This is a genomic window from Nonomuraea longicatena (genome assembly GCF_039525605.1).
GTDB lineage: Bacteria > Actinomycetota > Actinomycetes > Streptosporangiales > Streptosporangiaceae > Nonomuraea > Nonomuraea longicatena.
Map to the genome: position 1 here is coordinate 204961 of NZ_BAAAHQ010000008.1, position 13139 is coordinate 218099.

The 13139-nt window shown below is 72.2% G+C and carries 11 protein-coding genes; 7 read left to right on the top strand and 4 right to left on the bottom strand.

The window, feature by feature from the left end:
* Positions 1 to 597 precede the first annotated feature (597 nt).
* From ABD120_RS10150 to ABD120_RS10165, 4 genes are all read left to right on the top strand, one after another.
* Entirely contained in the window at positions 598 to 924 is a 327-nt protein-coding gene (locus ABD120_RS10150; protein ID WP_343949500.1) for a hypothetical protein, read from the top strand.
* A gap of 179 nt (positions 925 to 1103) precedes the next feature.
* Positions 1104 to 2030 carry a zinc-binding dehydrogenase gene (locus tag ABD120_RS10155; RefSeq protein WP_343949501.1) on the top strand — a complete coding sequence of 309 codons (927 nt, stop codon included), beginning with the start codon at positions 1104 to 1106 and terminating at the stop codon, positions 2028 to 2030.
* Between the two features lie 199 nt (positions 2031 to 2229).
* Positions 2230 to 3651 carry a serine hydrolase domain-containing protein gene (locus ABD120_RS10160; protein WP_343949502.1) on the top strand — a complete coding sequence of 474 codons (1422 nt, stop codon included), beginning with the start codon at positions 2230 to 2232 and terminating at the stop codon, positions 3649 to 3651.
* Between the two features lie 132 nt (positions 3652 to 3783).
* Entirely contained in the window at positions 3784 to 4470 is a 687-nt protein-coding gene (locus tag ABD120_RS10165; RefSeq protein ID WP_343949503.1) for an alpha/beta hydrolase, read from the top strand.
* Between the two features lie 139 nt (positions 4471 to 4609).
* Here ABD120_RS10165 and ABD120_RS10170 read toward each other — a convergent pair whose 3' ends face one another.
* Genes ABD120_RS10170 through ABD120_RS10180 form a run of 3 tightly spaced genes read right to left on the bottom strand, consistent with a single transcriptional unit; the run spans position 4610 to position 7654 of the window.
* On the bottom strand, positions 4610 to 6109 hold the full coding sequence (locus tag ABD120_RS10170; RefSeq protein ID WP_343949504.1) for a tripartite tricarboxylate transporter permease: 1500 nt from the start codon (positions 6107 to 6109) through the stop codon (positions 4610 to 4612).
* A 1-nt stretch (position 6110) separates the two neighbouring features.
* Positions 6111 to 6674, bottom strand: a complete 564-nt coding sequence (locus ABD120_RS10175) for a tripartite tricarboxylate transporter TctB family protein (protein WP_343949505.1) — start codon at positions 6672 to 6674, stop codon at positions 6111 to 6113.
* Positions 6674 to 7654, bottom strand: a complete 981-nt coding sequence (locus tag ABD120_RS10180; protein WP_343949506.1) for a Bug family tripartite tricarboxylate transporter substrate binding protein — start codon at positions 7652 to 7654, stop codon at positions 6674 to 6676. The genes ABD120_RS10175 and ABD120_RS10180 overlap by 1 nt, the downstream gene beginning before the upstream one ends.
* A gap of 161 nt (positions 7655 to 7815) precedes the next feature.
* On the opposite strand from ABD120_RS10180, the gene ABD120_RS10185 reads away from it, so the two are divergent.
* The 3 genes from ABD120_RS10185 to ABD120_RS10195 all read left to right on the top strand — a co-directional run bounded on the left by ABD120_RS10185 (position 7816) and on the right by ABD120_RS10195 (position 12088).
* Positions 7816 to 9384 carry an ATP-binding protein gene (locus tag ABD120_RS10185; protein ID WP_425563950.1) on the top strand — a complete coding sequence of 523 codons (1569 nt, stop codon included), beginning with the start codon at positions 7816 to 7818 and terminating at the stop codon, positions 9382 to 9384.
* Entirely contained in the window at positions 9381 to 10049 is a 669-nt protein-coding gene (locus ABD120_RS10190) for a response regulator (RefSeq protein WP_343949508.1), read from the top strand. The genes ABD120_RS10185 and ABD120_RS10190 overlap by 4 nt, the downstream gene beginning before the upstream one ends.
* A 161-nt stretch (positions 10050 to 10210) precedes the next feature.
* Complete coding sequence (locus ABD120_RS10195; RefSeq protein WP_343949509.1) at positions 10211 to 12088, top strand: VanW family protein; 1878 nt, start codon at positions 10211 to 10213, stop codon at positions 12086 to 12088.
* Here ABD120_RS10195 and ABD120_RS10200 read toward each other — a convergent pair.
* Positions 12072 to 13118, bottom strand: a complete 1047-nt coding sequence (locus ABD120_RS10200) for a PQQ-dependent sugar dehydrogenase (RefSeq protein WP_343949510.1) — start codon at positions 13116 to 13118, stop codon at positions 12072 to 12074. The two genes, ABD120_RS10195 and ABD120_RS10200, sit on opposite strands and share 17 nt — an antisense overlap.
* Positions 13119 to 13139: the final 21 nt, after the last annotated feature.

The following is a 13139-nucleotide window of genomic DNA, read 5'->3' on the forward strand; positions in this document are numbered from 1 at the left end:
GCGGCCGTCCCAGCCCTCAGGGGCGACGGCGACGCAGACCCACGCCCCAGGCCCCGCGCTGCCAGGCGCCACGGCGCCCTGCGGACCGACCCGTGAGAACAGCAGAGCCGGACGCGTGAACCAGCGTGATCCGGTCCACCATAGAAAGGAAGACGACCATGGACGTCCGTGGTTACAGCACCGGCCCGATCCAGGCCGAAGCGGCATTCACCTCCGACTTCCCCCTGGACGGGCGCTACTCCACCCAGGACCTCGTCGACATGCTGGAGCACGAGCGTCCCAACATGGACATCCGCCCCGGCATGCGGCACAAGTACACGCCGCTGCGCTTCGACCCGGCCACCGGCACCATGTACATCGGCGGCCGGTACCTGTTCGACACCTGGGACAACGTCCTCGACTACAACCACTTCACCAACGAGGAGCTCTTCCCCGAGCCCGGCGTGAAGTTCTGGTCGCGCTTCCCCGGCGTCGACAAGCACTACTGGAAGGTCACCGGAGCGCACGACTTCCAGCCGATGGCCACCTCCCACCACGTCAACCGCTTCGAGCGCTACTCCTATACCGGAGCGGACGTCGCGGAGGCGCTGAAGCGGGGTGTGGCCGGCCGTCCGCGACGACGCCGAGGCTCACGGCCTGTCCAGCGTCTGGCTGATGTACCAGCCGGAGGAGAAGCAGATCGGCATCCTCACCGTCGCCGCCAAGACCGACGACGCCGACCCGGCCGTCGCCGTCTCCCGAGGTCTGGAGCGTCTGGAGCGCCTCGCGCCCTTCGGCCGATTCCTGCCCGAGCAGCTCGGCACCGAGCAGCTCATGGACCGGACCAGCCTGATCATCTCCTCGTGGCTGCCCGAGTCCCGCGCCCTCGGCGGAGCCCACTCGTCCTTCGACGTCTCCCCGCCGCACCCGCAGCCGCAGGTGTGACCACCGCCCAACGGCGCCCGGCCGTGACCCGACCGGTCACGGCCGGACACCGACGGGGGCACACCCGACCGCCCGCGCGACGCCACCCACGACACGGCCACCGCCCGAGGCGGCGGCCACCCTGACCCCACCACCGCGACCCTGCCCCCGCCCGAGGCGGTGGCCGTAAGGAGGACGATATGCGTGCCCTGACCATCGACCGCTCCGACCCGAGCGGCCTGCGCCTGGCCGACGCGCCCGACCCGGTGCCCACGTCCGGCCAGGCACTGATCCGGGTCCAGGCGATCTCCCTCAACCCCGCCGAGTTCCGCTACGTGCTGCCCGGCGCACCGGACGGCGCCGTCATCGGCTGGGACGCGGCCGGCGTGGTCGAGCGGGCCGCCGCCGACGGAACCGGGCCCGCCGTCGGCACCCCTGTCACCACGCTCGGGCTGAGCGGTGCCTGGGCGGAGCTGCGCGCCGTCGACACCGGCCTCATCGGTACGGTCCCCACCACCGCCGACCCCGGCGCGATGAGCACGCTCCCCGTCGCCGCCGGGACCGCGCTGCGCGCCCTGCGCGAGCTGGGCCCGATCCTCGGCAGGCGAATCCTCGTCACCGGCGCCTCGGGCGCGGTCGGTCGTTTCGCCGTCCAGCTCGGCCGGCGCGCCGGAGCCCACGTGATCGCCGTCGCCCGCGACCCGGCCGCCGCCGTGGAGCTGCGGGACCTCGGCGCCGCCGAGGTCGTCACCGACCCCGCCGAGGTCACCGCCCCCGTGCGCGGAGCCGTGGACCTGGTCGGAGATACCTGGCTGCCGTCCGCTTTCGCCGCGCTCGGCGAGGGCGGCACCCTGGTGACGGCCGGTGCCGCCGCCTCGGCCGCCGCCGCGTTCGATCCCGGTGCCCTGCTGGCCGACCCGCTGCGCCATACCCGCTCGATCGTCACGTTCTTCCTCATGGGCGGCGACGGCATCGACACCGACCTCACCTGGCTCGCCGGAGAACTCGCGGCCGGGCGGTTGCGGACCCGCATCGCCTGGCGAGGCGACTGGGCCGACGCCACCCCGGCAGTCGCTGCCGTACGCGACAGCCGCCTGCCGGGCAAGGCCGTCCTCGACCTGACCTGACGACTCGGCAGTCGCCTGCCGGGCCGACCTGAGCCGGTGGGACAGGTCGGTTGGCCGGCGGATCGTGAACGCAGGGGTTAACGCCGCTTTCATGAACCGCCGTTGCTCCATCCATGCGGTGGAGTGGAGGCTTGGAGCACGAGGACGGGCCCGGTCCACGCTCCAAGATCCAGCCATATCAGGAACGGTGTGATTCAGCATGACCAGCAACATCAGCGTGACCAGCCGGCAGGCCACGAAGGACCGCGCCGAAGACCTCGCCCGCTGGCAGACGCGGCTGAACGAGTTGCGCGCCGCCCACCATGTACCGGGCGCCACCTTGAGCATCCTGGTGGACGGTGAGATCCACGAACTCGCCTCGGGTGTGCTGCACCAGGGCACCGGCGTGGCGGTGACGCCCGACTCGGTGTTCCTGTCCGGATCCGTCGCCAAGATCTACACCGCCACTCTGGTCGTGAAGCTCGCCGGCGACGGCAAGATCGACCTGGACCGGCCGGTGGTCGAGGTGCTGCCGGAGTTCGCCACCCCCGACCCCGAGGCCACCCGGGTCATCACCCCGCGCCAGCTGCTGTCCCACACCGGCGGTGTCACCAACGACTTCAACTACGACTCCGGGCGCGGCGACGACTGCCTGGCGAAGTACGTCGAGGCCGCCAGGAAGGTGGCGCTGGACTGCCCGCCCGCCACCGCCGTCTCCTACGGGGGCCTGGGCTACGTCGTACTCGGCCGCCTCGTCGAGGTCGTCACCGGGCAGACCTGGGACGCGGCCCTGAAGACCCATCTGTTCACCCCGCTCGGGCTGGAGCGGTCGATGACGCTGCCCGAGGAGGCGCTCAGCTTCCGTACGGCCATGAGCCACCTGGGCGCCCCCGGCGGCTACCCCGACCCGGCGCCCGCCTGGGACCTCATGCCGCGCGCCATGGGCCCCGCGGGCCGGGTCATCGTCTCGGCGGGCGACATGGTGCGCCTGGCCCGCCTGCACCTGGACGGCGGACTCGCGCCCGACGGCACCCGCCTCATCCCCGCCGATCACGTCGCCCAGATGCAGCGGCGCGAGGTCGACGTCCCGGACAAGTGGACCGTCAGCGCCGACGGGTGGGGCCTGGGCTGGACCCTCTACGACTGGGACGGCATCGCGGGCTACGGCCACGACGGCGCCGCCGTCGGCCAGTACTCCTACCTGCGGGTCGTCCCGCAGGCGGGATTGGCGATCGCGCTGATGACCAACGGCGGCAGCGCCCGCATGCTCTACGCCGACCTGTTCCGCGAACTCCTCGCCGAACTGGCGGGTGTGACGATGCCCGCCCCCTTCGCCCCGGCGGCCGAGCCGCCCGCCGTCGACTACGGCCCGCTGCTCGGCACCTACCGCAGGGAAGGCGTCCTCATCACGGTCAGTCGCGACGGCGACGGACCGGCGCACATGCGCTACGAGTTCGTGGACGACATGGCGCACCTGTCCCCGCCGCTGGAGATGGACCTGCTGCCGGTCACCGACACGGTGTTCGCGGCCTCGGGTGCCGGCCCGTCGTTCAGCGAGGACTACATGCCGGTGGTCTTCGCCACGCTCACCGGCCGCCAGTACGTCTACGTGGGCATGCGGGCCACCCCCAAGTCCGCCTGACCCGGCCCGTCCGGCCCCCGGCCTCGGCCGGGGGCCGGTCCGGTGGGGCGGCAGGGGCACGGTCGCAAGCTTTCCGGTGACTTGACCCGCTTGGCGGGGCGGTGCGGTGGGCGCGCGGGAAGGGGGATGACCATGGCGGTCGACAACATCGTGCTGGTCCACGGTGCCTGGGGGGACGGGTCGCACTGGCGTGGGGTGATCCCCGTGCTGGCGGCCGAGGGCTACAACGTCACCGCCGTGCAGAACCCGCTGACGTCGCTGGCCGACGACGTCCACCGGACCGCCACGCTCGTGGCCGCCCAGGGCGGCCCCACCCTGCTGGTGGGCCATTCCTACGGTGGGTCGGTCATCAGCGGCGCGGGCAACTCGCCCGACGTGGCCGGTCTGGTGTACATCGCGGCCTTCGCCCCGGACGAGGGCGAGAACCTCGCCGGACTGCTGGCGCGCGACGGCCAGGGCCTGCCGGAAGGGCTGGTCCGGCCGGACGCCGACGGCTTCCTGTGGCTGGACTTCGACGCCTACCAGCAGGGCTTCGCACAGGATCTCACCGGCACGGAGGCGCTGATCCTGGCGCGTACGCAGAAGCCGATCGCCGCCCGCTGCTTCGAGGACGCCGCCGGCCCGCCCGCCTGGCGGCGCAAGCCGACCTGGTACCAGGTGTCCGCCCAGGACCGGATGATCCCCCCGGCGACCGAGCGGTGGATGGCCGAGCGGATGGAACCGAGGGGCACGCTCACGCTGGAGGCGGGGCACGCGTCGCTCATCTCCCACCCCGACGAGGTCGCCGCCCTTGTCGTGGCAGCCGCGCAGGCCCTGTGAAAGCGGGGCCGTGTGAAAGCGGGGCCCTGAAGAAAGCGGGCCCTGAAGAAGGCGGCTCTGTGAAAGCAGGTCCCTGTGAAACGGAACAGACCTCGCCGGGGCGGATCCGGCGAGGTCTGCGCTCATTGCCCGGCCGCGGTCAGACGGCCGCCTTCCGGCGGGCCACGAGCCTGCGGAACAGCGGCGTCAGCAGCGCGAGCGCCGACAGCACCAGCAACGAGACCGCGATCGGGCTCTTGACCAGCACGGTGATGTCACCCGCGCCGATGGCCAGCGCCCGGCGCAACTGGATCTCGGCCATCGGGCCGAGGATCATGCCGATGACGGCGGGGGCGACCGGCAGGCCGAAGCGCCGCATCGCCCAGCCCAGCAGGCCGAGGACGAACAGGACGACCAGGTCGACGGTCGAGCCGTTGAGCGCGTAGACGCCGAGCGCGGCGAACATGACGATTCCGGCGTACAGGTACGGCCGGGGCACGTGCAGCACCTTCGCCCAGAGCGGGGCGAGGGGCAGGTTCAGCACGAGCAGCATCGCGTTGCCGACGAACAGCGAGGCGATCATCGCCCACACCAGCGCCGGGTTGTGGTCGAACAGTTGCGGTCCCGGCTGCAGGCCGTACTGCTGGAAGGCCGCGAGCAGGATCGCGGCCGTCGCGGAGGTCGGCAGGCCCAGGCTGAGCAGCGGCACCAGCGTGCCCGCCGCCGAGGCGTTGTTGGCGGCCTCGGGGCCGGCGACGCCCTCGATGGCGCCCTTGCCGTACTCCTCCTTGGCCACGCCCTTGGCCAGCTTCTTCTCGGTCGCGTACGACAGGAAGGTGGGGATCTCGGCGCCGCCGCCGGGCAGGGCACCGAACGGGAAACCGAGCGCGGTGCCGCGCAGCCACGGCTTCCACGAGCGGCCCCAGTCGGAGCGGCCGAGGTAGGCGCGGCCGACGGGGATGACCTCGGGCGGCGCGTGCCGCAGCCGGGAGGCCACGTAGAGGGACTCGCCGAGCGCGAACAGTCCCACGGCGACGATCACCACGTCGATGCCGTCGAGGAGTTGCGGCAGGCCGAGGGTGAGCCGGGCCTGCCCGGTCTGCTGGTCGATGCCGACCAGGCCGATGGCCAGGCCGAAGCCGAGGGAGGCGAGACCGCGCACGACCGAGCGCGACATGACGGAGGAGACCGCGGTGAAGGCCAGGATGGCCAGCGCGAAGTAGTCCTCGGGGCCGAAGGCGATGGCGAAGGCGACGACGGCGGGCGCCGCGACGACCAGCAGGCCGGTCGCGATCGTGCCCGCGACGAACGAGCCGATGGCCGCCGTGGCGAGGGCCTGCGCGGCCCGGCCGCGTTTGGCCATCTTGTTGCCTTCGAGGGCGGTGATCATCGACGACGACTCGCCGGGCGTGTTCAGCAGGATCGAGGTGGTGGAACCGCCGTACATGCCGCCGTAGTAGATGCCGGCGAACATGATGAACGCGCTGGCAGGCGGCACCGTGAAGGTCACCGGCAGCAGCAGCGCCACGGTCATGGCCGGGCCGATGCCGGGCAGCACGCCGACGAGCGTGCCGAGGGTGACGCCGATCAGGGCGTACATCAGGTTGACCGGGGTGAGCGCCGAGGCGAAGCCGTCCATCAGCAACTGGAAGGAGTCCACGTCAGATCACCCCTTCCAGCAGCCCGGCGGGCAGGGTGACGCCCAGGCCCTTGACGAACGCGAGGTAGGTGCCGAGGCCGAGCACCACACTGATGATCGCGGCCCGGACGCGGTGCTCGGCGCCGAGTGCGAGGGAGAGCCCGAAGAACAGCAGGCTGCCCGCGATGACCCAGCCGAGCGTGGACAGCAGCGCGGCGAAGGCCAGGAAGACGCCGCCGACCAGGCCGACGCGCTTGAGGTCGGCGGGGGCGTCGGCGTCGATGTCCTCGCTCTCCTCCGGGTCGCCGCGCCCGCCGCGCAGTACGTCGGCGACGTAGAAGACGCCGACGACCGTGATGGCGCCGCCGACCAGCATCGGGAAGAAGCGGGGGCCGATACCGATCGCGGAGGAGGCGGCCGAGACGTCCAGGGTGCCGACGATGACGAGAACGCCGACGGCGAGCAGCGCCAGTGCCAGCCCGAGTTCGGGCCGCCACCAGCGATTCTTCTTCTTACCTGGGTGGTGCGGGGACGCCGGAACGGCGTCGCCAGTGGCGGCGCCGTTCGGACGTTCTTCGACGGACATCAGGAGACGAGCCCCATTTCGGCGATGATGGCCTTGACGCGGGTCTGCTCGGCGGTGAGGTAGTCGGCGAACTGCTGCCCGGTCTGGAAGGCGTCGATCCAGCCGTTCTTGGCGACCGCGTCCTTCCACGCCTGCGAGGCGTGCATCTTGGTGACCAGGTCGGTCAGCGACTGCTTGTCGGCGTCGGACAGGCCACCGGGGGCCACCATGCCGCGCCAGTTGGCGATCTCGACGTCGAGGCCGCCCTCCTTGATGGTGGGCGCGTCCACTGCGGGCAGGCGCTCCGGCGAGCTGACCGCGAGGGCGCGCAGCTTGCCCGCCTTCACCTGCTCGGCGAACTCGCCGACGCCGGAGATGCCGATCGTGGCCTTGTTGCCGAGCAGCAGGTTGAGGGCCTCGCCGCCGCCGGAGTTGGCGACGTAGTTGATCTGCTTGGGGTCGACGCCGGCGGCCTTGGCCATGAGGCCGGCCAGGATGTGGTCGGTGCCGCCGGCGGAGCCGCCCGCGATGGAGACGGTCTTGGGGTCGGCCTTCCAGGCGGCGACGAGGTCGGCGATGGTCTTGAGCTTGGACTCGGCGGGTACGACGACGATCTCGTACTCCTCGGTCAGCTTGGCGATCGGCGTGGTGTCGGCCAGCGTGACCTTGGACCGGTTCTGCTCGATGGCGCCGACCATGACCAGGCCCATGGTCATGAGCATGCCGCCGTTGCCCTTCTCGCCGGCGAGCTGGGCCAGGCCGATGGTGCCGCCCGCGCCGGGCACGTTGAACACCTCGACCTTGCGCGCGGGGTCGGCCTGCTTGATGGCCTGCTCGGCGGTGCGGGAGGTCTGGTCCCAGCCGCCGCCGGCGTTGGCCGGAGCCATGATCTTCAACGTGCCGGCCGAGGCGGTGCCGCCGCCGCCCGAGCCGTTGCTGCCACAGGCGGTCAGTGCCGCCATCGACAAGGCCGCCAGGGCGGCGAGTACGCGGACGCGCATGATCACTCCATATGGGGGGTTCACATCAGTGAAACTGGATGGTGAGCCGAGGCACCCCCTGCGGTCGAGCCTTCTGCCAGTTGCCGTCTTTTAGGTCGTATTGGTCGCGCAGGTGACCTGTCCGGCACGTCGCGACCCGGCCGTGACCTGCGCCTGTTTCCATGAGTCTGGTGAGGAGTGTGACGAACGCCTCGCTCGGCACCCAGTTGTTCGTCCTGCAGATGGTGATCGTGTTGCTCGCCGTCGGGGGCACGGCGGCCGTGTGGGCCGGGCACACGCGTACCCAGTTGAACCTGCGCTACCAGCAGCGTGCTTTGGCCATCGCCGAGTCGGTGGCCGGGATGCCACAGGTCCGCGCGGCCTTTAACACGAAAAATCCGGAAAAGGTGTTGCAGCCGCTGGCCGTCAGCGTCCAGCAGTCCACCGGCGCCGACTACGTGGTCATCGCCAACCGCGAGCAGACCCGATACGCCCACCCGAACTCCACCCTGATCGGCCGGAAGCTCTCGACCGACGGCAGCGGCGTCATCGAGTCCGGCCGCACCTGGGTCGGCACGGAGACCGGCACGGTCGGCACCACCGTGCGCGGCAAGGCTCCCATCTTCGACGAGTACGGCATCGTCATCGGCCTGACCTCGGTGGGCGTGCTGGAGGCCACCGTCCACGGGGAGCTGTCCGACGCGCTGCCGCCCCTGCTGTGGACGGCGTTCGCCGTCCTGCTGGCCGGGTCGGCCGCCGCCGCGCTGATCACCGCCCGGGTGCGCAGGCAGACCTTCGGCCTGGAACCCCGCGAGATCGCCGCGCTGCTCGAACAGCGCGAGGGGGTGCTGCACGGCGTGAAGGTGGGCGTGCTCGCCCTCGACCTGACCGGCCGGGTCACGCTGGTCAACGACGCCGCCCACGAACTGCTGGGCGAAGTGGGGGACGTGGGCACCGACCTCACGCAACTGCCGGTCTCCGAGCGGATGCGCGACGTGCTCGGCGGCGCCGACCCCGGCGAGGACCGCATCGTCCTGCACGGCGAACGGGTGCTGGTGCTCAACCGCACCCCGGTGTCCGTACGCGGCCAGCAGCGCGGCTGGGTGATCACCCTGCGCGACCGTACCGAACTGGTCCGCCTGGCCCGCGACCTCGACGACGCCAGCAGCGCGACCGACGCGCTGCGCGCCCAGGCCCACGAGTTCGCCAACCGGATGCACACGGTCGTCGGGCTGCTGGAGCTGGGCGAGCACGACGCGGCCGTCGCCTTCATCACCAGGACCACCCGCAGCACGTACGCGCTGGACATCCGGGACCGGGTGCAGGACCCGACGCTGGCGGCGCTGCTGCTGGCCAAGTCGGCGGAGGCGGCCGAGCGCGGCGCCACGCTGGTGCTGGCCGACGACTCGGACGTGCCGGACGGCCGGCTCGGCGACCCGCAGGACGCGGTGCTGGTGGTCGGCAACCTGGTCGCCAACGCGATCGACGCGCTCGACGGCGCGGCGGGCACGATCGAGGTGTCGGTGCGCGCCGACGAGAGCGGGCTGCACGTCCGCGTCGGCGACTCCGGCCCCGGCATCACCCCCGGCCTGGTGGAGGAGGTCTTCAGGGAGGGCTTCACCACCAAGGCCGCCCGTTCCGGGCAGCGCGGGCTGGGCCTGGCCCTGACCAGGCAGGCGTGCATGCGCCGGGGCGGCTGGGTCAACGTGCGCAACGAGGGGGGAGCGGTCTTCACCGCGCTACTGCCATGACCGCGAGAGAGCAGAACGTGCGCGTGCTCGTGGTGGACGACGACTTCATGGTCGCGCGCATCCACAGCGGGTACGTCGCCCGCGTGCCCGGCTTCGAGGTGGTCGCCACCGCGCACACGGGCGCCGACGCGCTGGAGGCAGTCCGGCGGCTGAGCCCCGACCTGGTGCTCCTGGACATCTACCTGCCCGACATCTCCGGCCTGGAGGTGCTGAAGAAGCTGCACGACGTGGACGTCCTGATGGTCAGCGCCGCCCGCGACCTGCCCACGGTGCGGGAGGCGATGCGCGGCGGGGCGGTCAACTACCTGCTCAAGCCGTTCACGGCGGTGGCGCTGGCGGAACGGCTGCAGCAGTACGCGCGCTCGCGCCGCAGCCTGACCGGGCTCGGCCCCGAGGTCGGCCAGGACGAGGTGGACCGCCTGTTCGGCACGACGAAGACACCACTGCCGAAGGGCCTGTCCACCGCGACCTGCGACCTGGTGGCCCAGACGCTGCGGGAGGCGGGCCGCGACCTGTCGGCGGGGGAGGCGGCGGAACTCGCCGGCCTGTCGCGGGTGAGCGCCCGCAGGTATCTGGAGCACCTGTGCGCGGTGGGCAAGGCGGAGCTGCGCCCCCGGTACGGCACAGCCGGCCGCCCCGAACACCGCTACCACTGGATCGAATAACTCGTTTCTCGTGACATATCCGATTGGCCGTGCCTTACTGTTGCCTGAGGAAAGGCAGCTGAGCAGGAGGAGACAGGGGCGTGCGGCGCGCCGGACCCATCGATTCACCGACCGACCCCTTCGCCTCGGTGCCCTTGCCGAAACGCGGCAAGAAACCGAAGGTGGACGGACTGCCCCCCGGTGTGTCCAGGGACATTTTCGGCCCGCAGGACAGACCCGACCCGGAACCCGCCCCGGCGAGCGGCGGCACCGCCGCGCTCCCGCCCGTGGCCCCGCCGCCCCAGCCGTGGCCGATGCAGGACCAGGCGCAGCCGCCCGGCCCTCCGGAGCCGCAACCCGCCCCCGCTTATGAACCGGACACCCCGCGCCGGGGGTTACTGCCGACGCTGCTGGTGGTGGCGGTCGTCCTCGGCCTGGCCGCCTACCTGGTTCCCGCCGTCGCCATGTCGGGGCAGGTGCTGCCGGGCACCCGCGTGTCCGGCATCGACATCGGCGGCCTGACCATCAACCAGGCGGCCGACAGACTCCGCGCCCAGCTCGCCTCCCGGCTCGAACGGCCCGTCACCGTGAACGTGGGCGGGCGCGAGGAGGTCATCCAGCCCGACGAGGCCGGGCTCGAACTCGACGTGGTGGCCACGCTCGGCGAGGCCTCCAGCGGCTTCCCCGGCCCCGGCCAGGTCTGGCAGGCGCTCACCGGCACCACCGAACTGGAACCCGCGCTCACCGTCGACTCCTCGCAGCTCACCAGGAGCGTCGAAGGGCTGGCCGAGATCGTGGACCGGCCGCCCAAGGAGGGCCGCGTCGCCTTCGTCGGGCTGCGCCCCCAGGCCCTCATGCCACAAGAGGGCGCCCTGCTCGACCGGCAGGCCGCCGTGGAGGCCATCGGCGCCGCGTTCCTGCGCTCCCACGACAACATCTCGCTCTCGCTGGCCCCGGCCGCGCCGAAGAGCTCGGAGGAGACCGTACGGCAGGCGCTGGCGGACGCGCGGCGGGCGGTGGCGGCGCCCCTCACCCTCACCCACGCCGGCCGCTCGGCCACGCTGACGCCCGCCGCCGTCGCCGCCAGCCTCTCGTACGTCTCCGACGCCTCCGGCGGGCTGCAACCCCGCTTCGACGCCGAGAAGGCCCTGAAATCCGTGGAAGGCGGACTCGTGGGCGCGGCCAACCGCCCGCGCGACGCCACCTACCAGATCGTCGGCGACCGCCCCGTGCTCGTGCCCGCCCGCCAGGGGCGCGGCGTCGACGCCGACCGGCTCTCCCGCGACGTGGTCGAGGCCCTCGGATCCCCCTCCGCCCGTACGGTCCCCGTCACCCTGGCCGCCGCCCGCCCCCGGCGTACCACCGGCGAGGTGAGCGGCCTCGGCATCAAGGAGAAGGTCGCCGAGTTCACCACCGCCTTCGCCTGCTGCCAGCCCCGCGCGGGCAACATCCGGCGGATGGCCCAGGCGCTCGACGGCCACCTGGTGCTGCCGAAGCAGACGTTCTCCTTCAACACCGCCGTGGGCGAGCCGACGGCGGAGGCGGGCTACGTCGAGGCGCCGCAGGTCGTCGGCGGACGCCTGGTCAACGTGGTCGGCGGCGGCGGCTCACAGTTCGCCACGACCCTGTACAACGCGGTGTTCGCGGGCGGGTACGAAGGGGTCGAGCACACGCCGATGGACTACCACACGCCGCACTACCCGATCGGCCGCGACGCCGCCGTGCTCTTCCCCGGCCGCGACTACAAGTGGCTCAACGACTCCGAGCACGGCGTGCTGATCAAGACCACGTCCACGGACACGTCGGTGTCGGTGACGCTGTGGAGCACCCGGCGCTACGACAAGGTCGAGACCGTCGTGTCGGATCGCCGGGAGGTGCGCTCGTTCCGGCGCGAGGTCAGCAAGGAGGCCGGATGCCTGCCCACGGAGGGGCAGGCGGGCTTCACCGTGGACGTGACCCGCGTCTTCTTCAAGGGCGGCGAAGAGGTCAAGCGGGACGAGAGGCAGGTCACGAAGTACCGCCCGCAGGCGCAGGTGACCTGCGCTAACGGCCAGGGATGACGGCCAGGATCCGGTCGTCGTCCTGGCTGGGCGAGCCTCTGCCGTCCTTGTTGCTGGTGCCGACCCACAGCGTGCCGTCGGGGGCGAGGGCGACCGCGCGCAGCCTGCCGTAGCCCTCCTCGAAGTGGGCGACCGGCGTGCCCGCCCGGCCCTGGGCGTCGAGCGGGATCTGCCACAGGCGGGCGCCGCGCAGCGCGCCCATCCAGAGCGAGCCCCGTGCGTAGGCCAGGCCGGACGGCGAGGCGTCGGCGGTGCTCCAGGTGGCGACCGGGTCGGTGAATCGGGGGTCGTCGCCCCGGCCCTCGACCTCCGGCCAGCCGTAGTTGCGGCCCTTCTCGATCAGGTTGACCTCGTCGCTGGTGTTCTGGCCGAACTCCGAGGCGTACATACGGCCCTGTTCGTCCCAGGCGATGCCCTGGACGTTGCGGTGGCCGAGCGAGTGGACCTCGGCGCCGCCGTCGGGGTTCACGCGCAGGATCTTCCCGGCCAGGGAGTCCGGGCGCTGGGCGAGGCCGGGGTCGCCGACCTCGCCCGTGGCGGCGTACAGGGAGCCGTCGGGGCCGAAGGCGAGGCGGCCGCCGTTGTGGATGGCGCCCTTGGGGATGCCCTCGACCAGCACCTTGGGCTGATCCAGCCGGCCGCCCGCCAGGCGGTAGCGCACGACCCGGTTGTCGGCCTCGGCCGTGTAGTACAGGAACACCAGATCGTCCCGGACGGCGACGCCCATCAGGCCGCCCTCGCCGTCCGGGCGGGCTTCGGCGATCTTCGCGACCTCGGTGACCCTGCCCTTCGGGGTGACGCGCAGCAGGCGGGCGCTGTCGCGCTCGGTCACGAGCGCATCGCCGCCGGGCAGGAAGGCGATGCCCCACGGCACGGCCAGCCCGGTCGCGACGACGCGTGGTGCGGGGGCCTCCGGCGCGGTCGGGGCCGTGGCGGGTCCGGTGGCCGCCACGTCGGCGGACGGGGGAGTCGTGTCTGCGGCCGAGCAGCCGGTCAGCACGAGCAGAGCGATCAGCCAGAGTCTCCTCATGACATCCATAGTGCCGCCCGA

Coding starts and splice junctions, on each gene's coding strand:
- ABD120_RS10160 (WP_343949502.1), top strand. CDS start 2,230: ATGACCAGCAACATCAGCGTGACCAGCCGGCAGGCCACGAAGGACCGC.
- ABD120_RS10165 (WP_343949503.1), top strand. CDS start 3,784: ATGGCGGTCGACAACATCGTGCTGGTCCACGGTGCCTGGGGGGACGGG.
- ABD120_RS10185 (WP_425563950.1), top strand. CDS start 7,816: ATGAGTCTGGTGAGGAGTGTGACGAACGCCTCGCTCGGCACCCAGTTG.
- ABD120_RS10190 (WP_343949508.1), top strand. CDS start 9,381: ATGACCGCGAGAGAGCAGAACGTGCGCGTGCTCGTGGTGGACGACGAC.
- ABD120_RS10200 (WP_343949510.1), bottom strand. CDS start 13,118: ATGAGGAGACTCTGGCTGATCGCTCTGCTCGTGCTGACCGGCTGCTCG.
- ABD120_RS10180 (WP_343949506.1), bottom strand. CDS start 7,654: ATGCGCGTCCGCGTACTCGCCGCCCTGGCGGCCTTGTCGATGGCGGCA.
- ABD120_RS10155 (WP_343949501.1), top strand. CDS start 1,104: ATGCGTGCCCTGACCATCGACCGCTCCGACCCGAGCGGCCTGCGCCTG.
- ABD120_RS10175 (WP_343949505.1), bottom strand. CDS start 6,674: ATGTCCGTCGAAGAACGTCCGAACGGCGCCGCCACTGGCGACGCCGTT.